Source organism: Lelliottia sp. F153, assembly GCF_002870005.1.
In the GTDB taxonomy this organism is placed as follows: Bacteria; Pseudomonadota; Gammaproteobacteria; order Enterobacterales; family Enterobacteriaceae; genus Enterobacter; species Enterobacter nimipressuralis.
Map to the genome: position 1 here is coordinate 113,947 of NZ_PKFT01000001.1, position 20,490 is coordinate 134,436.

Genomic DNA, 20,490 nt, shown 5'->3' on the forward strand with positions numbered 1-20,490 from the left:
CATTACCCCGCAGAGGCGTAAAATCCTGACTATCAATTAAGGAGACTGCCATGAAACATGACCATTTTGTTGTCCAAAGCCCTTCTGCCCCAGCGCAACAACTGCTGCTGCTGTTTCATGGCGTCGGTGATAATGCAGTGAATATGGGGCAAATCGGCAGCTGGTTTGCGCCGATTTTTCCCGACGCACTCATCGTCAGCATTGGCGGCGTAGAGCCTTGTGGCCCACAGGGGCGTCAGTGGTTTTCCGTGCAGGGCGTGACGGAAGAGAATCGTCAGGCACGCATCGACGCCATCATGCCGACCTTTATCGACAACGTACGCTACTGGCAACAGCAGAGCGGTGTAAGTGCCGGAGCAACCGCGCTGATTGGGTTCTCGCAGGGGGCGATTATGTCGCTGGAGAGCGTGAAAGCACAGCCGGGGCTGGCCTCGCGTGTGATTGCCTTTAACGGCCGCTTTGCGACGTTGCCACAGAGTGCCACGACAGCAACCACCATCCACCTGATTCACGGCGGTGAAGACCGCGTGATTGAGTTATCCCATGCGGTGGCCGCTCAGGAAGCGCTGATTCGTGAAGGGGGAGATGTGACGCTGGATATTGTTGATGAACTGGGTCACGCCATTGACGATCGCAGCATGCAGTTCGCGCTGGATCACCTGCGCTTTACCGTGCCGAAGCACTATTTCGACGAAGCGTTAAGCGGCAGCAAGCCAAACGACGACGATATTGTCGAGTTTATGTAAGTTCAAACCCCTCTCCCGTGGGAGAGGGGTTTTTGAAACTATTTCTTCTGGTCTTTCTTCGGCCAGTTGTCGTCATCGTCCCACTTATCGTTAAAATCACGATGCGGGGGAAGCTCTGGTTTGTTGGCGAGGAACTTCTTATGGTCCACGCGCTTCAGATCTTTGATCACGTTCAGCAGCACGCCTACCAGAAACACCAACACCAGAATCCACCAATATTTAGCCAGCCAGTCCATTCGCTATTCCTTCTCAGAGCAGTCGTCAGGCGACGAGTTGCTCCATAATACGTTGATACATACGAGCCAGTAGCTGCAAATCAGCCGCGTTCACGCATTCATTGATTTTATGAATGGTGGCGTTTACTGGGCCCAGTTCGACAACCTGCGCACCCATGCGGGCGATAAAGCGTCCGTCTGATGTGCCACCGGTCGTCAGGAGCTGCGGTTTGATCTCATTATAGTGCGCGATAGCGTTTACCACCGCATCCACCAGCTTGCCGCGCTGGGTCAGGAACGGTTGGCCGGAAAGCCACCAGTCCAGGGTGTAGCGCAGTTCGTATTTATCCAGCAGAGCCATCACGCGGGATTTGATCATCTCGTCGGTCAGTTCCGTACTAAAGCGGAAGTTGAACTGCACGAAAAGATCGCCCGGAATAACGTTGTTGCTGCCGGTGCCCGCCTGAACGTTGGCGATCTGCATGCTGGTCGGCGGGAAGAATTCATTGCCTTTATCCCACTCGATCCCCACCAGCTCGCTCAGCATTGGCGCCGCGCGATGTACCGGGTTATCAGCGAGATGCGGATAGGCCACGTGGCCCTGCACGCCGTGGATGGTCAGGTTACAGGTCAGTGAGCCGCGACGGCCATTTTTCACCACGTCACCGACCACTTCCGTGCTCGACGGCTCGCCCACCAGGCAATAATCCAGGCGTTCGCGGCGTTCCATCAGCGCTTCGACCACTTTCACCGTGCCATTTTTGGCGCTGGCTTCTTCGTCGGAGGTGATCAGAAAAGCGAGACGATTTTTGTGGTTAGGGTGCTGGGCGACAAAGCGTTCGGCGGCCACCACCATCGCAGCCAGCGAGCCTTTCATGTCAGCAGCGCCACGGCCAAACAGCATGCCATCGCGGATGGTGGGTTCGAAAGGAGGATTGATCCAGCGATCGGCGTCACCCGCAGGGACGATATCGGTGTGTCCGGCAAAAGCCAGCGTTTCGCCCTGGCCGCGCCATGCCCAGAAGTTCTGGGTGTCGCCAAAATCCATACGCTCAACGGTAAAACCAATGGCGCGCAGGCGCTCAATCATTAATGCCTGACAACCTGCATCGTCCGGGCTAAGGGAGGGACGGCGAATAAGCTGCTGAGTCAGCTCAATGACCGGGCATGACATAGACTACACCTCAAATATAAGTCTGATAACTGGATTCACTAAAACCCAGCAGCATAGGCTGCCCAGGCGCACAGAGCAATGGGCGTTTGATGATCGCAGGCATTTCGAGCATTAATTTCGCTGCGCTGTCGGCGTCAGTGATGGTATTGCGTACTGATTCATCGAGTTTTCGCCAGGTGGTCCCGCGGGTATTCAGCAGCACTTCCCAGCCCAGTTCTGCGATGGCGCTATGCAGAAATTCCGCATCCAGGCCATCTGCGCGATAGTCATGAAAGCGATAATCAACGTGATTTGCCTCAAGGAAGCGGCGTGCTTTTTTGATGGTGTCGCAATTTTTAATGCCGTACATCACAATCATCGTGAATCCTTTTGTCTTTATTAATAACAAACGTTCAATTTTTTCGACTTTAAATTGTTCAGAGAAATATAACACATTCAGCTTATCGTTAATTCTTCTATGCCGATTAATTCAACGTACAACTGTTCGCTGAATAGTGTTTCATTTTTTACGCATAAAAGTCCAGCCGCGTAAAATTTCTTTTAAAGTCAGGCCAGAATAAGATTATCACCCGCTCGTATGGTTGTTTCTAAATATTGCTATTGGTCACATAAAATTAAAGGTAATAGCGCCATATTTGTCTCAGGGCCAGCACAGGAGCGGGGGACACAATCGTAACCATTGATTAAATTATCTTCACAATGACGATATATTCTCATAGAATACGCATAATAATAAGAGAGGTTGTTATGATTGAACGTGAACTGGGGAACTGGAAAGATTTTATCGAAGACATGCTTCGTAAATGATCTTCAGGAAGAACTGCAAGAGCACTTAATTTAGTTATAAAAATGATGTGATAGGTATCAAACAAATCACACGTTAAAAAGGCGGCTATCAAAGCCGCCTTTTTTATTGCCTGATTACTCCGGCTTTTCTTTTAACGGGAAGCGCTGGCGCACCAGCACAAAGAACAGCGGTACGAAGTAAATGGCGAGAATGGTCGCGGAGATCATGCCCCCCATCACGCCGGTCCCGACCGCGTGCTGGCTGCTCGAACCTGCGCCAGAACTGGTGGCCATCGGCAGGACGCCAAACACGAACGCCAGCGAGGTCATCAGGATTGGGCGCAGACGCTGACGGCACGCGTGCAGCGTGGACGACAGCAGATCGTGGCCCTTCGAATTCATCTCATTGGCAAACTCAACGATCAGAATGGCGTTCTTCGCCGACAACCCGATCACCGTCAACAGCCCCACCTGGAAGTAGACATCGTTCTCAAGCCCTCGCATCCAGGTGGCGAGCAGCGCGCCAATCACACCCAGCGGTACCACCAGCATCACCGAGAACGGCACCGACCAGCTCTCATATAGAGCGGCCAGGCACAGGAAGACGACCAGCAGGGAGACGGCATACAGGGCAGGGGCCTGTGCGCCAGACAGCCGTTCCTGATAGGACATGGCCGTCCACTCCAGGCCAAAACCAGCCGGTAGCTGCTGCACCAGTTTTTCCATGGTGTCCATCGCGGTACCGGTACTGACGCCCGGCGCGGCTTCGCCGACGATTTCCAGCGCCGAATAGCCGTTGTAACGCTCCAGTCGCGGGGAGCCGCTCTCCCAGTGAGAGGTGGCAAAGGCGGAGAACGGCACCATGCCGCCGGAATTGTTACGCACGTACCAGAGATTAATGTCGTCCGGCAGCATACGATACGGCGCGGCGGCCTGAACGTAGACCTTCTTCACGCGGCCCCGGTCCATAAAGTCGTTCACATAGCTGGAGCCCCACGCGGTTTGCAGCGTGTCGTTGATATCATCAATAGACACGCCCAGCGCCTGCGCCTTGCGCTGATCGATATCAATCTGCAGCTGCGGGCTGTCATCCAGACCGTTGTGACGCACGCGGGTAAGCGATTTATCTTTCCCCGCCAGTTCGAGCAGCTGGTCGCGTGCGGCCATCAGCGCATCGTGTCCGACACCGGCATGATCCTGTAATTCCATATCAAAGCCAGCCGAACTGCCGAGGCCGCTGATCGCCGCCGGGCTGCTGGCGAAAACGCGCGCCTCTTTGATGTGGCTAAAGGCTTTGGTGGCACGCTCGATAATGGCGAAAGAGGAGCCGGTCGTGCTATCGCGCTCGTCCCAGTTTTTCAGGCGCACGAACATACGGGCGACGTTCTGCCCGTTCCCGCCAGGACCGGAACCGACCGTGGAGAACACCGACACAATATTGTCTTTCTCTTTGGTGAAGAAATAGGATTCGACGTTCTCAACCACCTTCAGCGTCTGCTGCTGGGTGGCCCCGCTCGGGAGCTGCACGGAGGTGATAAACATTCCCCGATCTTCCAGCGGCAGGAACGAGGTTGGCAGGCGCAGGAATAAGAAGACCATCCCGCCGAGCAGCAGAACGTAAATCAGCATCCAGCGCAGGCTGCGGTGCAGGATTTTCCCCACGCCCGCTTCGTATCGCGCTGCATTGCGGTTGAACATCCGGTTAAACCAGCCGAAGAACCCTTTTTGCCCGTGCTGTTCCCCCTTGTGCAACGGCTTGAGCAAGGTTGCGCAGAGGGCAGGGGTCAGGATCATCGCCACCAGCACCGACAGCACCATCGCCGAGACGATTGTTATCGAGAACTGGCGGTAAATCGCGCCAGTGGTGCCGCCAAAGAAGGCCATCGGCACAAACACAGCGGAGAGCACCATCGCGATGCCGACCAGTGCCCCCTGAATTTGTCCCATCGATTTGCGCGTCGCTTCCCGCGGCGACAGACCCTCTTCGCTCATGATGCGCTCGACGTTCTCCACCACCACGATGGCATCGTCCACCAGCAGGCCGATCGCCAGCACCATCGCAAACATGGTCAGGGTGTTGATGCTGTAGCCAAAGGCATAGAGCACGGCAAAGGTGCCGAGCAGCACGACGGGAACGGCGATGGTCGGGATGAGCGTAGCGCGGAAGTTTTGCAGGAACAGGTACATCACGAGGAAGACCAGCGCGATAGCTTCGAGCAGCGTTTTCACCACGTCCTCAATCGAGGCTTTTACGAAAGAGGTGGTTTCATAGGCAACTTTGTATTCCAGCCCATGCGGGAAATACTGGGACAGCTCATCCAGGCGGTCGATGACCAGCTTCGCGGTCGCCATTTCGTTCGCGCCGGAGGCCAGTTTCACCCCGATACCCGACGCCTGATTGCCGTTAAACCGGCTCAGGTAGTCGTATTTTTCGGCACCCATCTCGACGGTGGCGACGTCGCCGAGCCGCACTTCGGAACCGTCCTGATTCACGCGTAGGGTGATATCGCGGAACTGCTGCGGCGTCTGGAGCAGGGATTGCGAGTTGATGGTGGCGTTCAACGCCTGTTTATCCACCGACGGCGTACCGCCCAGTTGCCCGACGGCGATTTGCGCGTTCTGGGATTTGATGGCGTTAGTCACATCGGTGGCGGTCATCTGCACGCTGTTCAGCTTCGCCGGGTCCAGCCAGATGCGCATGGAATACTGTGAGCCATAGGCGTCGATATCGCCCACGCCGTTGATACGGCTTAAGGGGTCCTGAATATTACTGGCAACGTAGTCCGAGATATCCTGCTTATCCATCGAGCCGTCGGTCGACACGAAGGCGATGGTCAGGATGTTGGAATCCCCGGTTTTACGCACCGTCACGCCCTGGTTCTGCACCGCCTGCGGCAGCTTACGCATCGCCGACTGCAGCTGGTTTTGCACCTGCTGCACCGCTTCATCGGGATCGGAACCGGCGGTAAAGCTTAACGTCACCGTCGCCTGGCCAGTCGCGCTGCTCTGGGACGACATGTACATCAGGTTATCCAGCCCGGTCATATTCTGTTCAATCACCTGAGTGACCGTATTTTCCAGCGTTTGCGCCGATGCGCCCGGGTAGTTCGCGGTAATACGCACGTTCGGCGGAGCCAGGTCGGGGTATTGCTCCACAGGTAAAGACAAAATAGCGAGAGTGCCCGTCAGACATAAAATAATTGCCAGCACCCAGGCAAAAATGGGGCGATCAATGAAAAAATTCGCCATTAAAGTAGGACCTCGTAAGCTTGCATCGTTATTGTTTATTGCCCGCTTAACTCTAGCGGCAAGGCGGATGCCAAACGTGGAGAAAAAAAGGAGATAGTGTAAATTATCATGCGCATTTACAGCGCCTTGTTAACTTTCCGCCCTGTCGATTATTACCTGGTGGCGTCGCATCGGCATGACGGTTTCCGGCAATTTACCGTTATTTACCCGCTTCAGGTTCCGGCGTGCGAAAACGAATACACACCTGCGTCCCGCCATTTTGCGGCTGCGAAAAGCCGAGCGTGCCGCCCAGTCGCTCCGCACGTTCGCGCATAATGTTCAGGCCGTAGTGTCCTGGCGGTTCGCTGGCGTCGCCGATCCCAATGCCATTATCCCGAATATAGACCGTGTGCTCGCCATCCGGTGCGGTCACGCAACTGACCGTAATCACCGTCGCGTCGGCGTGTTTGATGGCGTTCAGCACCGCTTCACGCACGATCTGCAACAGATGAACCTGCTTTTGCGCATCCAGCGCCAGGGACGAGAGGCGACAGTCCAGTTCCAGTTTCGCACTGGTCTGGCTTTGTAGCCCTTCGAGTGCCTCCTGCAAAGCCGCGGGAAGATTGGAGTGGTTCAGCGTCAGGCGGAAAGTGGTCAACAGCTCGCGGAGCTGGCGCCAGGCGTTGTTCAGCTCGCGCGAGAAATCGGTGATGATGGTCTGCGCCGGGACGTTATCGTCCGGCACCGCACGCTTGAGCAGCGCCAGCTGAATGCGCAGGTAGGAGAGCACCTGCGCCAGTGAGTCGTGCAATTCGCGGGCAATGGTGGCGCGCTCTTCCATCAGCAGCAACTGCTGGAAATGCTTTTGCGCCTGATTGAAATAGAGCCCGCGCCCAAGCATCGTCGCCACGTTTTTCATCAGCGGCTCCGGCACAATGTTTTCGCTCTGCCAGCGCAGCTCACCGAAGCGCGTCTCCTGCATAACCACCGGCAGGGTGAAGGTCTGCTGTTCCGCTTTTTTCACCCCTTCACACAGCTGCCAGTTGTCGCTGGCCTGCAGTTCCAGATAGCTCATTCCCGTATATTCCTGAACCATCTGAATGATATGGCGGAAACTATGGGGGTCTATCTGGCTGGTATTCAGCGCCTGAGAGCACTTGAACAGCATTTCGAGCTGCTGGTGGGCTTCGTTCAGGTGACGGGTCTTCTCTTCGACCGTAATTTCCAGCGAGCGATAGTGTTTATGTAGCTCAGCGGACATATGGTTGAAGGTGCGCGAGAGCAGCCCCAGCTCGTTGGGCAGGTGCGTGTCCTCGGCCTGAATGTCGAAATTCCCCTGTTCCATTTTCTGGCTGGCGAACACCAGATGATTGAGCGGTGCGACCACCTCCCGGCGGATCCCGCGCAGGGTCATAACCACCAGCAGCAAAATCCCCACGCCGCCCGCCAGGGAAATGGCGACCACCAGCTGCATTTTATGTTCTGCATAGTGCTGAAGAGCCAGCACGAAGGTGTCTATACGCTCCACATATTGCTGAATATGGTCCTGATACCAGGTTTTATCTCCCGCTTCGAGATGGTCGTCCATCTCAGCCCACGCCAGCTGCAGCTGCTGATATCCCGTTTTCACCGACGCCGGTACATACCAGCGATCGAGTTCTTGCAGGACGGGCAAGTTCAGGGTGTTTTGCCAGTGGAGGCGGTGGGCGGAAAAATCAGCGCTGTTGCGCTCCAGATCGTAGCCGAGCCGGTAACTCTGCATGCGTAAAGAGCCTGCAATATTAATGGCTTCGGCATCGCGCAGACTGCTGGCAAGCGTCATCAACGCAATGCCGCTGGTCAGAACGGAGAGCAAAATAATGGAGATGAAAGCCCGGGCCAGGCTTCCTGATACAGGACGTTTAACGATCACAACTCGGCTTCCTGAATGTAACTGAAACGCAATTTCACCTGCGATGAAATAAATTGATCTGCCGCAGGGATGTCGTCATTAGTCCCATAACTTGGGCAAATGACCATTGCCTGGGACTATCGGGGTCGTCAATATTCTTATAAAAAATAGGGTTAATGCTACCAGAACAGGTGCCTTTATGAATCGTTTTATTATGGCCGATAACCTGCAATGTATTGGCTGTCACGCCTGCGAAGTCGCCTGCGTGATGGCGCACAATCATGAACAACATGTTTTAAGCCAGCGCCAGTTTATCCCGCGCATTACGGTGCTGAAAGAGGGTAAACGGCGCAGCGCGGTCACTTGTCATCACTGCGAAAACGCCCCCTGCGCGCAAAGCTGCCCCAATGGGGCGATTGCTAAAAGCCACGACAGCGTACAGGTGAATCAGCAAAAATGCATTGGTTGCAAAGCCTGTGTGGTCGCCTGTCCGTTTGGCACGATGGAGATCGTAGTGACGCCCGTGTCCGATGGACAGGTTAAAGCCACGGCGCACAAATGCGATTTGTGCCACGACAGGCCGCAGGGGCCGGCATGCGTGGAGAATTGTCCGGCAGATGCCCTGACGATGGTGACGCCAGACGTGCTGCATCGTCTGGCGAAAGCCCGCCGTTTGCGCGCTGCCTGCCAGGAAGCTCAGCCGTGGCACAGCGAGGCAACGCCGGTTGCGTCACCGCACACCAAAATCCAGCAAATGCAGGCCCTCACGGCGCGCGGCGAGCCGGATAAGCTCAGCCCGCAGGCGCGTGCAGACAATTTCGATGAAATCTATCTGCCGTTTCGTGCAGAGCAGGCGCGCCGCGAGGCGGCACGCTGCCTGAAATGCGGAGAGCACTCCATCTGCGAATGGACCTGTCCGCTGCACAACCACATTCCTCAGTGGATCGAGCGTCTAAAAGCCGGGGATATCGACGCGGCGGTGGAACTGTCCCATCAGACCAACTGTTTGCCAGAAATCACCGGGCGCGTCTGTCCGCAGGACCGGTTGTGCGAAGGGGCCTGCACGGTACGCGATGAATCCGGCGCGGTAACCATTGGCAATATCGAACGCTACATCTCTGACCAGGCGCTGGCGGCAGGCTGGCGGCCCGATTTGACCGGCGTCGCGTCCGTCGATAAGCGTATTGCGATTGTTGGCGCAGGCCCGGCGGGGCTGGCCTGTGCCGACGTGCTGGTCCGCCACGGCGTGAGCGTCACGGTTTACGACAGGCACCCAGAGATCGGCGGATTACTCACCTTTGGCATTCCGGCGTTCAAACTGGATAAATCCCTGCTGGCACGGCGACGGGAGATTTTCACCGCCATGGGAATAAAGTTCGAACTCAACTGTGAAGTGGGTAAAGACCTGCCGATGTCTCAGCTGCTCGGCGAATACGACGCGGTGTTTATCGGTGTGGGAACCTATCGCTCGATGAAAGCGGGCATTCCGCACGAAGATGCGCCGGGGGTGTACGACGCTTTACCTTTCCTGGTGGCGAATACCCGCCATTTGATGGGGCTGGCGGCCTCAGCGTCCGAACCCTTTATCGATGTCGCCGGATTAAACGTGGTGGTACTCGGCGGCGGGGATACGGCGATGGACTGCGTGCGCACCGCGCTGCGCCATCAGGCGGCAAAAGTAACCTGCGCCTATCGTCGGGATGAGGCCAACATGCCTGGCTCGAAAAAAGAGGTCAAGAACGCCAAAGAGGAGGGGGCGCACTTTGAATTCAACGTGCAGCCCGTCGAACTGGTTCTGGATGCGTCGGGCAAGGTGAACGGCATTCGCCTGCTGCGCACCCGGCTTGGTGAACCGGATGCGCAGGGGCGGCGGCGTCCGGTGCCTGTCGAGGGGAGCGAGTTTGTGATGCCTGCTGATGCGGTGATCATGGCGTTTGGCTTTAACCCGCACTCGATGCCGTGGCTACAGGCGCAGGGGGTGAACGTCGACGACTGGGGGCGTATCGTGGCGAGCGTGGACAGTCCCTATCGCTACCAGACCAGCCATCCACAGATTTTTGCCGGCGGTGACGCGGTACGCGGTGCTGATCTGGTGGTTACGGCGATGGCCGAAGGGCGTCACGCCGCACAAGGGATGATGGACTGGCTGCAAATCAAACGGCCAAATTCCCACTAATCAGCGGGGCGACAAAGCGGGCTTCTCGGCGTACTATGAATCACTCATTACGTCCTGGAGCCCGTATGAGCCTGAAAATTGAGATCATCAAAGATAAAATCCTCTCAGAAAATTATTTTGTCCTGCGCAACATTACCTACGATTTAACTCACCACGGTGAAGTGGTCCGCCACAAGCGCGAAGTCTACGATCGCGGCAACGGTGCCACCATCCTGTTATACAGTCGTGAAAAGCAAACTGTCGTGCTGATCCGCCAGTTCCGCATCGCGACCTGGGTGAACGGCAACCCGGATGGACGTCTTATCGAAACCTGCGCCGGGCTGCTGGATAACGACGAACCCGAAGTCTGTATCCGCAAGGAAGCCATCGAAGAGACGGGCTTTGAAGTGGGAGAAGTCACGAAGCTGTTTGAGCTGTACATGTCCCCCGGCGGCGTGACGGAGCTTATCCACTTCTTTATCGCCGAATACACCGACGCACAGCGCAGCAACGCGGGCGGCGGCGTTGAGGACGAAGCCATCGACGTGCTGGAAATTCCTTATACGCAGGCGCTGGAAATGGTAAAAAACGGTGAAATTCGCGATGGTAAGGCGTTGATACTGCTCCAGTATTTACAGCTGTCTGGCCTAATGTCTTGATTAATAAACTATCGCTAAATCATAATCCAGATAAATCTATCCGATAAATCCGATTGAGCAACCCCGGACAGAACACGAAGATACAGCCAGTTTTCGAGTTTCTGCTTCCGGGATTGTGCCTTCCATGCGTCACAGCATTCTTCTTTTTTTACTCCTCAGCATACTGCCTCTGCCACTGGTTTGGGCGGCGCCTGCACAGCAGTCGTTTTCTGACTGGCAGGTCACCTGCAACAACCAGAACTTTTGCGTCGCGCGCAATACCGGTGAGCATCAAGGGCTGGTGATGACGCTAAGCCGCAGCGCGGGGGCCAAAACGGATGCCAATTTGCGGATTGATCTGGGTGGGCTGGAAACGTCGCCGGTGAAAGAGGCGCCCATCGCGCCGCGCCTGCTGCTGGACGGTGCGCCGTTGTCGCTGGATGCGCAGCGCTGGAAGCTGTCGCCGTGGCATCTGGTGACCGATGATACTGCGACTATCGCCGCGTTTCTGAAAACCATTCAGGAGGGGGAGGCGCTGACGCTCAAAGGTGGAAAACAGATCGTCTCTCTGGCCGGGCTGAAGGCGGCATTACTGTTTATTGATTCCCAGCAAAAGCGTGTGGGAAGCGAAACTGCGTGGATTAAAAAGGGCGACGAACCGCCGCTGAGCGTGCCACCGGCTCCGGCGCTGAAAGAGGTCGCGGTGGTCAATCCGACGCCGACGCCCCTGACGCATGAAGAGCTGAACGATCTGCTGGATTACGGCAGCTGGCGCATGAACAACAGCCAGTGTTCGCTCGACCCTAACCGTCGCGAAGTGCGGGTGATGGCCTTAACGGATGACAAAGCGTTGCTGATGATAAGCTGCGAAGCGGGGGCCTACAACACGGTGGATCTGGCGTGGCTGGTATCGCGTAAAAAGCCGTTTGCCGCCCGAACCGTGCGGCTGCGTCTGCCGTTTGTCTCGTCAAGCGAGAGTAGCGAGATGGAGCTGATGAATGCCCGCTTTGATGAGAAAACGCGTGAACTGACGACCCTGGCGTTAGGGCGTGGCATGGGCGACTGCGGTATCCAGACCCGCTGGCGTTTTGACGGCCAGCGTTTTCGTCTGGTGCGGTATGCCGAAGAGCCGAGCTGCGATAACTGGCATGGGCCAGATGCCTGGCCCACGTTGTGGATTACGCGCTAACCTGTTCGGTACGATCACGCACTTAAGCGCGAACTACAGCACGCCGAGCGCCTTCTCGACCACGTTCTCAACCGTAAAGCCAAAGTACGGGAACAGCTTATCCGCCGGTGCCGATTCACCGTACCCCGTCATCCCGACGATAGCCCCTTTCAGGCCGACATATTTGTACCAGTAGTCGGCGATCCCCGCCTCCACGGCCACGCGCGCGGCGACGTTTGAAGGGAGCACTGCTTCCCGGTAGGCCTCATCCTGCGCATCAAAAATATCCGTCGAAGGCAGAGAGACCACGCGAACGGCGTGTCCTTCGGCGGTCAGCTTCTCCGCCGCTTTCACCGTGATTTCAATTTCCGAACCTGTCGCAATCAAAATCACATCCGGCTTACCGCCGCTGTCTTTCAGGATGTAACCCCCACGGGCGATATTTTTTACCTGCTCCGGCGTACGCTCGATCTGCGCCAGATTCTGACGTGACAGGATCAGCGCCGTCGGCCCGGTGTGGCGCTCAACCGCCAGCTTCCAGCCGACAGCCGCTTCGACCTGATCGCATGGCCGCCAGGTGCTGAAGTTTGGCGTCAGGCGCAGGCTGGCGAGCTGTTCAACCGCCTGGTGCGTCGGACCGTCTTCCCCCAGTCCGATAGAGTCGTGGGTGTAGACCATAATCTGCCGCGCTTTCATCAGCGCCGCCATACGCGCCGCGTTACGGGCATACTCAACAAACATCAGGAAGGTGGCGGTGTAAGGGACAAATCCGCCGTGATGGGCGATGCCGTTGGCGATGGCCGTCATCCCGAACTCGCGCACGCCGTAGTGGATGTAGTTTCCGGAGATATCCTCTTTCAGGGAGGTCGAGCCGGACCAGATCGTCAGGTTACTCGGGGCCAAGTCCGCCGAGCCGCCCAGCAGCTCCGGCAGGATCGGACCGATGACATTAAGGGTATTTTGCGACGCTTTACGGGTGGCGATTTTCGCCGGATTGGCCTGGAGATCGTCAATCAGCGCCTGCGTTTTCGCTTCCCATTCGTCCGGCAGGCCGCCGCTCATGCGTCGTGAGAACTCAGCCGCCAAATCAGGATGCGCCTTTTTGTAAGCGCTGAATTTTTCATTCCACGCCTGCTGGGCTTTTTCGCCGTCCTCGCGTGCGTCCCAGGCCTTGTAAATCTCTTTCGGGATCTCAAAGGCCGGGTATTTCCAGCCCAGTTTCTGCCGCGTCAGCGCCACTTCCTCTTCACCCAGCGCCGCGCCGTGCGCCTCCTCTTTGCCCGCTTTGTTAGGCGAACCGAAGCCAATCACCGTACGGCAGATAATCAGCGACGGTTTGTCCTTCACGCTCTGGGCTTCGAGAATCGCTTTCTTGATCGCTTCCGGGTCGTGGCCGTCGATTTCATGCACCACATGCCAGTGATAGGCCTCGAAGCGTTTTGCCGTATCGTCGGTGAACCAGCCTTCGGTCTCCCCGTCGATGGAAATGCCGTTGTGATCGTAAAAACCGATCAGTTTGCCAAGCCCAAGCGTCCCCGCCAGCGAGCAGACCTCGTGGGAAATCCCCTCCATCAGACAGCCGTCGCCCATAAATACGTAGGTGAAGTGATCGACAATCTCATGATCCGGCTGGTTGAACTGCGCGCCCAGCGTACGTTCGGCAATCGCCAGCCCGACGGCGTTCGCCAGCCCCTGGCCGAGCGGACCTGTGGTGGTTTCCACGCCCGGCGTATAGCCCAGCTCCGGGTGGCCCGGCGTTTTAGAGTGCAGCTGACGGAAGTTTTTCAGCTCTTCGAGCGGCAGGTCGTAGCCGGAAAGGTGCAGCAGGCTATACAACAGCATCGAGGCGTGACCGTTAGAGAGAATAAAGCGGTCGCGGTCATACCAGGTTGGGTCCGTCGGGTTGTGTTTCAGGAAGTCATTCCACAGCACTTCGGCGATATCGGCCATGCCCATCGGCGCGCCGGGGTGGCCAGAATTGGCTTTTTGTACCGCATCCATGCTGAGGGCGCGAATGGCATTGGCTAGCTCTTTACGGGACATAATTCACTCCATGGCATGATTAAAGTTTGGCGGCGAGAAGATCTTCCAGTTTGCGCTGGTCAACGGCGAAAAGGCGGATGCCTTCGGCCAGTTTATCCACGGCCATCGCGTCCTGATTATGTTCCCAGCGGAACTCGGCTTCGGTGAGCGGCTTCGGTTTTGGCAGGACGGTTGAGGTCGGGATGAGCTTACGCACCACCGGTTCTTCTTTTTCCTGCAGATCTTTCAGCAGATTAGGGGAGATGGTCAGACGGTCGCAGCCTGCCAGCGCCAGGATCTGCTCGGTGCGGCGGAAGCTGGCCCCCATCACGATGGTTTCATAGCGGTGCTGTTTGAAGTAATCGTAGATATTACGCACCGATTTCACGCCCGGATCTTCTTCCACCACGTACGGGTCCATTGGCTGTTTCGCCTGATACCAGTCGTATATACGGCCAACAAACGGCGAGACGAGGAACACGCCCGCTTCGGCGCAGGCACGTGCCTGGGCAAAAGAGAACAGCAGCGTCAGGTTGCAGTTAATCCCCTCTTTTTCCAGCACTTCGGCGGCGCGAATGCCCTCCCAGGTGGAGGCGAGTTTAATCAGAATGCGCGATTTATCGATATCCTGCTCCTGGTACAGCTCAACCAGGCGGCGCGCTTTGGCGATGCTCTTTTCTTTGTCGAATGACAGGCGTGCGTCCACTTCCGTCGAGACGCGTCCCGGGATGCTTTTCAGAATTTCCGCACCGATATTGACCGCCAGTTTGTCGCTGGCCTCCGCAACTTTCTGCTCCTGAGTTTTGCCGCGCTGTTTGCCGTAGTCGATGGCGTCATCGATCAGGTGGCTAAAGTGCGCAAGGCCGGCCGCCTTCAGCAGCAGTGACGGGTTGGTGGTCGCATCTTCCGGTTGATAGTGGCGGATGGACTCGATATCGCCGCTGTCGGCGACCACCGTGGTGAATTGTTTGATGCCGTCTAATTGATTCATGGAAATGACTCCTTAGAAATAACAGAGTTAAGCGAGTGCGTTCGTTCACACTTCTGCGAAATACATGACGTACTTAACAAAAAAGCATAGCAGACGGGGGAGGCATTGCTTTCGGGAGTGGGTAACATGGTTGTTATAAATTGATAACAAATTTTGCCCTGCGATGGTGAGAGTTTGGCTGCCTTCAAAGTTTGAACCGTCCGCAGGGGCGATACTATGCGCCACTCCAGGGTGAGCATCAGGAACGTGAGTACGCCACCCTTTTTGATCGATACGTGAAAGGAACAATAAGATGGATGATCAGTTAAGACAGAGTGCCCTCGATTTTCATCAATTCCCTGTACCGGGCAAAATCCAGGTTTCCCCCACTAAGCCACTCGCCACGCAGCGCGATCTGGCGCTGGCCTATTCACCCGGCGTTGCCGCGCCTTGCCTTGAGATCGAAAAAGATCCGTTAGCGGCCTACAAATACACCGCTCGCGGCAACCTGGTGGCGGTCATTTCCAACGGCACCGCGGTGCTCGGGCTTGGCAATATCGGGGCGCTGGCCGGTAAGCCGGTGATGGAAGGGAAGGGCGTACTGTTCAAGAAATTCGCCGGTATCGACGTGTTTGATATTGAAGTGGATGAGCTGGACCCGGACAAATTTATTAACGTTGTGGCCGCGCTGGAGCCAACCTTTGGCGGCATCAACCTTGAAGACATCAAAGCGCCGGAATGTTTCTACATTGAGCAGAAACTGCGTGAACGTATGAACATTCCCGTGTTCCACGATGACCAGCACGGCACGGCGATCATTAGCACGGCGGCCATTTTGAACGGACTGCGCGTGGTCGAGAAAAATCTCTCTGATGTGCGCATGGTTGTTTCCGGCGCGGGTGCGGCAGCGATTGCCTGTATGAACCTGCTGGTGGCGCTGGGCATGCAGAAACACAACATCGTGGTCTGCGATTCGAAAGGCGTAATCTATAAAGATCGCGAGCCGAACATGGCAGAAACCAAAGCCGCCTACGCGGTGGTGGATGACGGCAAACGCACGCTGGACGATGTGATTGAAGGAGCGGATATCTTCCTCGGCTGCTCTGGCCCGAAAGTGCTGACCCCGGAAATGGTCACGAAAATGGCGCGTGCGCCTATGATCCTGGCGCTGGCAAACCCGGAGCCGGAAATCCTGCCGCCGCTGGCGAAATCCGTGCGTGAAGACGCCATTATTTGTACTGGCCGTTCCGACTATCCAAACCAGGTCAACAACGTGCTGTGCTTCCCGTTCATCTTCCGCGGTGCGCTGGACGTGGGTGCCACGGCGATTAACGAAGAGATGAAGCTCGCGGCTGTCCATGCGATTGCGGAGCTGGCCCATGCGGAGCAGAGCGAAGTGGTGGCCTCGGCGTATGGCGATCAGGATCTGAGCTTCGGGCCGGACTACATCATTCCGAAACCGTTCGACCCGCGTTTAATCGTCAAAATCGCCCCGGCCGTTGCCAAAGCGGCGATGGATTCCGGCGTGGCGACGCGCCCGATTGAGGACTTCGACGCTTATATCGATAAGCTGACCGAGTTTGTCTACAAAACGAACCTGTTCATGAAGCCAATCTTCTCTCAGGCGCGTGCCGACGCTAAACGCGTGGTGCTGGCCGAAGGCGAAGAGGCGCGTGTGCTGCATGCGACGCAGGAGCTGATCACCTTAGGTCTGGCGAAACCGATTCTGATTGGTCGTCCGAGCGTGATCGAAATGCGCATCCAGAAACTCGGTCTGCAGATCAAACCGGGTGTCGATTTTGAAATCGTGAACAACGAATCGGATCCGCGCTTCAAAGAGTACTGGAGCGAGTACTACAGCATTATGAAACGCCGGGGGATCACCCAGGAGCAGGCGCAGCGCGCGGTCATCAGCAACACCACGGTGATCGGGGCGATCATGGTTCATCGTGGCGAAGCTGACGCCCTGATCTGCGGGACGATCGGCGATTATCACGAGCACTTCAGCGTGGTGCAGGAGATCTTCGGCTATCGCGATGGCGTGCATACGGCGGGGGCGATGAATGCGCTGCTGCTGCCAAGCGGTAACACCTTTATTGCCGATACCTACGTCAACGACGATCCGACGCCGGAAGAGCTGGCGGAAATCACCGTGATGGCGGCAGAAACCGTTCGTCGTTTTGGTATCGAACCGAAAGTGGCGCTGCTGTCGCACTCTAACTTTGGCTCATCCAAATCCGCGGCGGCCTGCAAAATGCGCCAGACGCTGGAGCTGGTGCGTGAACGCGCGCCAGAGCTGATGATTGATGGGGAGATGCACGGCGATGCCGCGCTGGTTGAGAGTATCCGTAACGAGCGAATGCCGGACAGCCCACTGAAAGGCTCGGCGAACGTGCTGATTATGCCGAACGTGGAAGCGGCGCGTATCAGCTATAACCTGCTGCGTGTTTCCAGTTCCGAAGGGGTAACCGTGGGGCCGGTACTGATGGGCGTCGCAAAACCGGTACATGTGTTGACGCAGATTGCGTCCGTGCGTCGTATCGTCAACATGGTTGCGCTGGCGGTGGTCGAAGCACAGACGCAGCCGCTGTAAGCGCGGCGTCGTCTGTGCTGTCGAGTATTAAACCCACTCGCGGACTTTCAGAAACTCACTCAAGGCAGCCTCCGGGCTGCCTTCTTTTGGCTCGAAATTATACTCCCAGCGCACCAGCGGCGGCATCGACATCAGAATCGACTCCGTGCGCCCGCCGGTTTGTAGTCCGAACAGCGTGCCGCGATCCCACACCAGGTTGAATTCCACGTAACGCCCGCGACGATAAAGCTGGAACTCACGCTCGCGCACGCCGTAATCCGTCCCTTTGCGCCGCTCGACAATCGGCAGGTACGCATCCGTATAGCCTTCGCCAACCGCCTGCATAAAGCTGAACGCCGTATCAAAATCGGGCGCATTCAAATCGTCAAAGAACAAGCCGCCAATCCCGCGCTGTTCGTTCCGGTGCTTGAGATAGAAATAGTCGTCGCACCACTTCTTGTACTTCGGATAAACCTCTTCGCCAAAGGGCTGACAAATATCGCGCGCAGTGCGGTGCCAGTGAACGGCGTCCTCTTCAAAGCCGTAGTAGGGCGTTAAATCGAAGCCGCCGCCAAACCACCACACCGGATCGGCACCCGGTTTCTCGGCGATGAAAAAGCGCACGTTGGCGTGGCTGGTGGGCACAAACGGGCTGTGCGGATGAACGACCAATGAGACGCCCATGGCTTCAAAACTGCGTCCGGCCAGCTCCGGGCGATGCGCGGTGGCTAAGGCCGGCATGGCGTCACCGTGAACGTGAGAGAAGTTAACGCCTGCCTGCTCAAACACGCCGCCGTTACGCAGCACGCGGCTGCGCCCGCCGCCGCCAGCCTCGCGCTGCCAGTTGTCTTCCTGAAATTCGCCCCCGTCGACGGCGGCCAGTTTCTGGCAAATCTGATCCTGCAGTTGCAGCAGAAACGCTTTGACCTGCTGAGAGTTCGGTTTCATTTACGTCTCGTCGAATGCGCTTTTTGATTATCAAACCAGTTGAAGTAACTGATCACTCCGGAGGCGATGGCGTTGGCGATCTTCTGGCGAAACGCAGTGGTGCCGAGCAGACGCTCTTCTTCCGGGTTCGTGATGAACGATGTCTCGACCAGCACGGACGGAATTGACGGTGATTTCAGTACCACAAACGCCGCCTGTTCCGTGCCTTTACTGTGCAGGCGATGCACCGGTTTGATCTTCTTTAGAATATGCGACCCGAGCGTCAGACTGTTTTTGATGGTGTCGGTCTGAACCAGATCGAACAATACCTGCTGCAGGAGATGGTCTTTATCGGTGGTTTTTTTGCCCGCCACTTCATCCGCGCGGTTCTCGCGATCGGATAAGTATTTCGCCATGGCGCTACTCGCACCGCGGTTGGAGAGGGCAAACACCGACGCACCCGCAGCGCTCGGGTTGGTAAATCCATCGGCGTGAATCGACATAAACAGATCTGCGCCGTGCTGGTGGGCAATCTCTACGCGGTCATACAGCGGGATAAAGGTATCGCCGCTGCGCGTCAGACGCGCGTCAATGCCGTTACTGCGCAGAATCGAGCGCACGTTTTTGGCGATCGCCAGCACTACATGTTTCTCTTTCGAGCCGTTACGACCAATTGCGCCGGTGTCGATTCCGCCGTGTCCCGGATCGAGCATCACCACCCGTTTTGCCCCGGCTTTTTTTACCTTGGGCTTACTGTGTCCATTGCTGGTTTTCAGGGTGCTATCGTCTTTAGCCTGTGCCTGTGCGATGCCTGTTAACGTCAAGGCCGCCAGCCCCGCTTTGAGAACCTGACGACGCGATGTGAGTGTTTTTAAAGGTTTGAATGTGCTCATGCGGCCTGAATTGTAAAAAATTGGGGGTCCTGGTGTTATATCGTATCGCGTTTAGCGTGACGACAGTCCTTGTTGAGAATTGTTTTACTTTTCATTTCAATACGTGACAGAGTGACATTATGCCAAATTTTCGCACATTTTTCGCCGCTTATTGGCTATTGGCGGCGTTCGCGCCATAATCACTGTTTTTAAACCCAAAAAGGCGGTTAATACCATGGAGATACGCGTTTTTCGCCAGGAAGATTTCGAAGAGGTGATTACCCTTTGGGAACGCTGCGATCTGTTGCGTCCGTGGAACGATCCGGAAATGGATATCGAGCGTAAGGTCAATCACGACGTCAGCCTGTTCCTGGTCGCCGAAGTCAACGGTGAAGTGGTGGGGACGGTGATGGGCGGCTACGACGGCCACCGCGGCTCGGCCTATTACCTCGGCGTTCACCCGGAATATCGGGGTCGCGGCATCGCCAACGCGCTGCTCAACCGCCTGGAAAAGAAACTGATTGCCCGCGGCTGCCCTAAGATTCAGATCATGGTGCGCGAAGACAATGATGTGGTGTTGGGGATGTACGAGCGTCTTGGATATGAGCACGCTGATGTCCTGAATTTAGGGAAGCGCCTGATCGAAGATGAAGAATACTGAGTTTCACCCGGCGCACTATGACAGTCAGGGCCGCGTCAAATTGCCCTTTTTATTCTGGTGTGTGCTGCTGCTTCAGGCGCGAACCTGGGTTTTGTTTGTGGTGGCGGGGGCGTCCCGCGATCAGGGAAGTACGCTGCTGAATCTTTTTTATCCCGATCGCGATAACTTCTGGCTCGGGCTGTTGCCCGGCGTCCCGGCGGTGCTGGCCTTTTTACTCAGCGGACGGCGACAGCTTTTTCCGCGCATCTGGTACAGCCTGCGCTGGCTGTTGATTCTCGCCCAGGTGGTGCTGCTGTGCTGGCAGCCTTTGCTGTGGTTTTACGGCGAGCCTCTCGGCGGAATCGGTATTGCGCTGGTCGTGGCGGATATTGTCGCGCTGCTGTGGCTGCTGACGCACCCGCGTCTGCGCGCCAGTTTCACGATAGAAAAAGATTAAAGGCACTTTTTATCGATGCCGGACTCCAA

General features: G+C 56.5%; 17 protein-coding genes. 8 read left to right on the top strand and 9 right to left on the bottom strand.

The window, feature by feature from the left end:
* The first annotated feature begins 50 nt into the window (after positions 1–50).
* Positions 51–746: an esterase gene (gene ypfH, locus F153LOC_RS00525; protein ID WP_102104959.1), complete on the top strand. Its 696-nt coding sequence runs from the start codon at positions 51–53 to the stop codon at positions 744–746.
* A 38-nt stretch (positions 747–784) separates the two neighbouring features.
* Here ypfH and F153LOC_RS00530 read toward each other — a convergent pair whose 3' ends face one another.
* Genes F153LOC_RS00530 through F153LOC_RS00540 form a run of 3 tightly spaced genes read right to left on the bottom strand, consistent with a single transcriptional unit; the run spans position 785 to position 2,493 of the window.
* Positions 785–982 carry a YpfN family protein gene (locus F153LOC_RS00530; RefSeq protein ID WP_059179411.1) on the bottom strand — a complete coding sequence of 66 codons (198 nt, stop codon included), beginning with the start codon at positions 980–982 and terminating at the stop codon, positions 785–787.
* 25 nt (positions 983–1,007) lie between these two features.
* Complete coding sequence (gene dapE, locus F153LOC_RS00535; protein ID WP_102104958.1) at positions 1,008–2,135, bottom strand: succinyl-diaminopimelate desuccinylase; 1,128 nt, start codon at positions 2,133–2,135, stop codon at positions 1,008–1,010.
* 10 nt (positions 2,136–2,145) lie between these two features.
* Positions 2,146–2,493 carry an ArsC family reductase gene (locus tag F153LOC_RS00540; protein ID WP_102104957.1) on the bottom strand — a complete coding sequence of 116 codons (348 nt, stop codon included), beginning with the start codon at positions 2,491–2,493 and terminating at the stop codon, positions 2,146–2,148.
* Between the two features lie 389 nt (positions 2,494–2,882).
* On the opposite strand from F153LOC_RS00540, the gene ypfM reads away from it, so the two are divergent.
* Positions 2,883–2,942: a protein YpfM gene (gene ypfM / locus F153LOC_RS00545; RefSeq protein ID WP_100780840.1), complete on the top strand. Its 60-nt coding sequence runs from the start codon at positions 2,883–2,885 to the stop codon at positions 2,940–2,942.
* Positions 2,943–3,056: 114 nt separating this feature from the next.
* Here the strand turns inward: ypfM and acrD are convergent, their stop codons facing one another.
* Both acrD and narQ read right to left on the bottom strand, forming a co-directional pair.
* Positions 3,057–6,170: a multidrug efflux RND transporter permease AcrD gene (acrD, locus tag F153LOC_RS00550; protein ID WP_100779356.1), complete on the bottom strand. Its 3,114-nt coding sequence runs from the start codon at positions 6,168–6,170 to the stop codon at positions 3,057–3,059.
* 199 nt (positions 6,171–6,369) lie between these two features.
* Positions 6,370–8,061 (bottom strand): nitrate/nitrite two-component system sensor histidine kinase NarQ, encoded by a 1,692-nt coding sequence (gene narQ / locus F153LOC_RS00555; protein WP_102104956.1) that lies wholly within the window; start codon positions 8,059–8,061, stop codon positions 6,370–6,372.
* 178 nt (positions 8,062–8,239) lie between these two features.
* On the opposite strand from narQ, the gene aegA reads away from it, so the two are divergent.
* The 3 genes from aegA (at position 8,240) to F153LOC_RS00570 (ending at position 12,022) form a co-directional block, all read left to right on the top strand.
* The gene (gene aegA, locus F153LOC_RS00560; protein ID WP_102104955.1) at positions 8,240–10,216 is read left to right on the top strand and encodes a formate-dependent uric acid utilization protein AegA; all 1,977 of its coding nucleotides are present in this window, start codon (positions 8,240–8,242) and stop codon (positions 10,214–10,216) included.
* Between the two features lie 65 nt (positions 10,217–10,281).
* Complete coding sequence (gene nudK / locus F153LOC_RS00565) at positions 10,282–10,854, top strand: GDP-mannose pyrophosphatase NudK (protein WP_102104954.1); 573 nt, start codon at positions 10,282–10,284, stop codon at positions 10,852–10,854.
* A gap of 124 nt (positions 10,855–10,978) precedes the next feature.
* Entirely contained in the window at positions 10,979–12,022 is a 1,044-nt protein-coding gene (locus F153LOC_RS00570; protein ID WP_102104953.1) for a DUF1176 domain-containing protein, read from the top strand.
* A gap of 33 nt (positions 12,023–12,055) precedes the next feature.
* Here F153LOC_RS00570 and tkt read toward each other — a convergent pair whose 3' ends face one another.
* Together tkt and tal are read right to left on the bottom strand one after the other, a co-directional pair.
* Positions 12,056–14,044, bottom strand: a complete 1,989-nt coding sequence (gene tkt / locus F153LOC_RS00575; protein ID WP_102104952.1) for a transketolase — start codon at positions 14,042–14,044, stop codon at positions 12,056–12,058.
* A 19-nt stretch (positions 14,045–14,063) separates the two neighbouring features.
* Entirely contained in the window at positions 14,064–15,014 is a 951-nt protein-coding gene (gene tal, locus F153LOC_RS00580) for a transaldolase (protein ID WP_100779362.1), read from the bottom strand.
* Between the two features lie 292 nt (positions 15,015–15,306).
* Here tal and maeB point away from each other — a divergent pair, with 292 nt between their 5' ends.
* The gene (maeB, locus tag F153LOC_RS00590) at positions 15,307–17,586 is read left to right on the top strand and encodes an NADP-dependent oxaloacetate-decarboxylating malate dehydrogenase (RefSeq protein ID WP_102104951.1); all 2,280 of its coding nucleotides are present in this window, start codon (positions 15,307–15,309) and stop codon (positions 17,584–17,586) included.
* Positions 17,587–17,613: 27 nt separating this feature from the next.
* Here the strand turns inward: maeB and hemF are convergent, their stop codons facing one another.
* Both hemF and amiA read right to left on the bottom strand, forming a co-directional pair.
* Entirely contained in the window at positions 17,614–18,513 is a 900-nt protein-coding gene (gene hemF / locus F153LOC_RS00595; RefSeq protein WP_102104950.1) for an oxygen-dependent coproporphyrinogen oxidase, read from the bottom strand.
* Complete coding sequence (gene amiA / locus F153LOC_RS00600; protein ID WP_102104949.1) at positions 18,510–19,385, bottom strand: N-acetylmuramoyl-L-alanine amidase AmiA; 876 nt, start codon at positions 19,383–19,385, stop codon at positions 18,510–18,512. Before amiA ends, hemF begins: the two co-directional genes overlap by 4 nt.
* Positions 19,386–19,599: 214 nt before the next feature.
* Between amiA and F153LOC_RS00605 the strand changes: the two genes are divergently transcribed.
* Together F153LOC_RS00605 and F153LOC_RS00610 are read left to right on the top strand one after the other, a co-directional pair.
* Positions 19,600–20,025 carry a GNAT family acetyltransferase gene (locus F153LOC_RS00605; RefSeq protein ID WP_047624910.1) on the top strand — a complete coding sequence of 142 codons (426 nt, stop codon included), beginning with the start codon at positions 19,600–19,602 and terminating at the stop codon, positions 20,023–20,025.
* Positions 20,012–20,461 carry a DUF2919 domain-containing protein gene (locus F153LOC_RS00610; RefSeq protein ID WP_102104948.1) on the top strand — a complete coding sequence of 150 codons (450 nt, stop codon included), beginning with the start codon at positions 20,012–20,014 and terminating at the stop codon, positions 20,459–20,461. Before F153LOC_RS00605 ends, F153LOC_RS00610 begins: the two co-directional genes overlap by 14 nt.
* Positions 20,462–20,490 lie beyond the last annotated feature (29 nt).

Excerpts from the sequence above, each read along its gene's own strand:
- ypfH (WP_102104959.1), top strand. The coding sequence starts at position 51 with ATGAAACATGACCATTTTGTTGTCCAAAGCCCTTCTGCCCCAGCGCAA.
- F153LOC_RS00530 (WP_059179411.1), bottom strand. The coding sequence starts at position 982 with ATGGACTGGCTGGCTAAATATTGGTGGATTCTGGTGTTGGTGTTTCTG.
- dapE (WP_102104958.1), bottom strand. The coding sequence starts at position 2,135 with ATGTCATGCCCGGTCATTGAGCTGACTCAGCAGCTTATTCGCCGTCCC.
- F153LOC_RS00540 (WP_102104957.1), bottom strand. The coding sequence starts at position 2,493 with ATGATTGTGATGTACGGCATTAAAAATTGCGACACCATCAAAAAAGCA.
- acrD (WP_100779356.1), bottom strand. The coding sequence starts at position 6,170 with ATGGCGAATTTTTTCATTGATCGCCCCATTTTTGCCTGGGTGCTGGCA.
- aegA (WP_102104955.1), top strand. The coding sequence starts at position 8,240 with ATGAATCGTTTTATTATGGCCGATAACCTGCAATGTATTGGCTGTCAC.
- nudK (WP_102104954.1), top strand. The coding sequence starts at position 10,282 with ATGAGCCTGAAAATTGAGATCATCAAAGATAAAATCCTCTCAGAAAAT.
- F153LOC_RS00570 (WP_102104953.1), top strand. The coding sequence starts at position 10,979 with ATGCGTCACAGCATTCTTCTTTTTTTACTCCTCAGCATACTGCCTCTG.
- tkt (WP_102104952.1), bottom strand. The coding sequence starts at position 14,044 with ATGTCCCGTAAAGAGCTAGCCAATGCCATTCGCGCCCTCAGCATGGAT.
- tal (WP_100779362.1), bottom strand. The coding sequence starts at position 15,014 with ATGAATCAATTAGACGGCATCAAACAATTCACCACGGTGGTCGCCGAC.
- maeB (WP_102104951.1), top strand. The coding sequence starts at position 15,307 with ATGGATGATCAGTTAAGACAGAGTGCCCTCGATTTTCATCAATTCCCT.
- hemF (WP_102104950.1), bottom strand. The coding sequence starts at position 18,513 with ATGAAACCGAACTCTCAGCAGGTCAAAGCGTTTCTGCTGCAACTGCAG.
- amiA (WP_102104949.1), bottom strand. The coding sequence starts at position 19,385 with ATGAGCACATTCAAACCTTTAAAAACACTCACATCGCGTCGTCAGGTT.
- F153LOC_RS00605 (WP_047624910.1), top strand. The coding sequence starts at position 19,600 with ATGGAGATACGCGTTTTTCGCCAGGAAGATTTCGAAGAGGTGATTACC.
- F153LOC_RS00610 (WP_102104948.1), top strand. The coding sequence starts at position 20,012 with ATGAAGAATACTGAGTTTCACCCGGCGCACTATGACAGTCAGGGCCGC.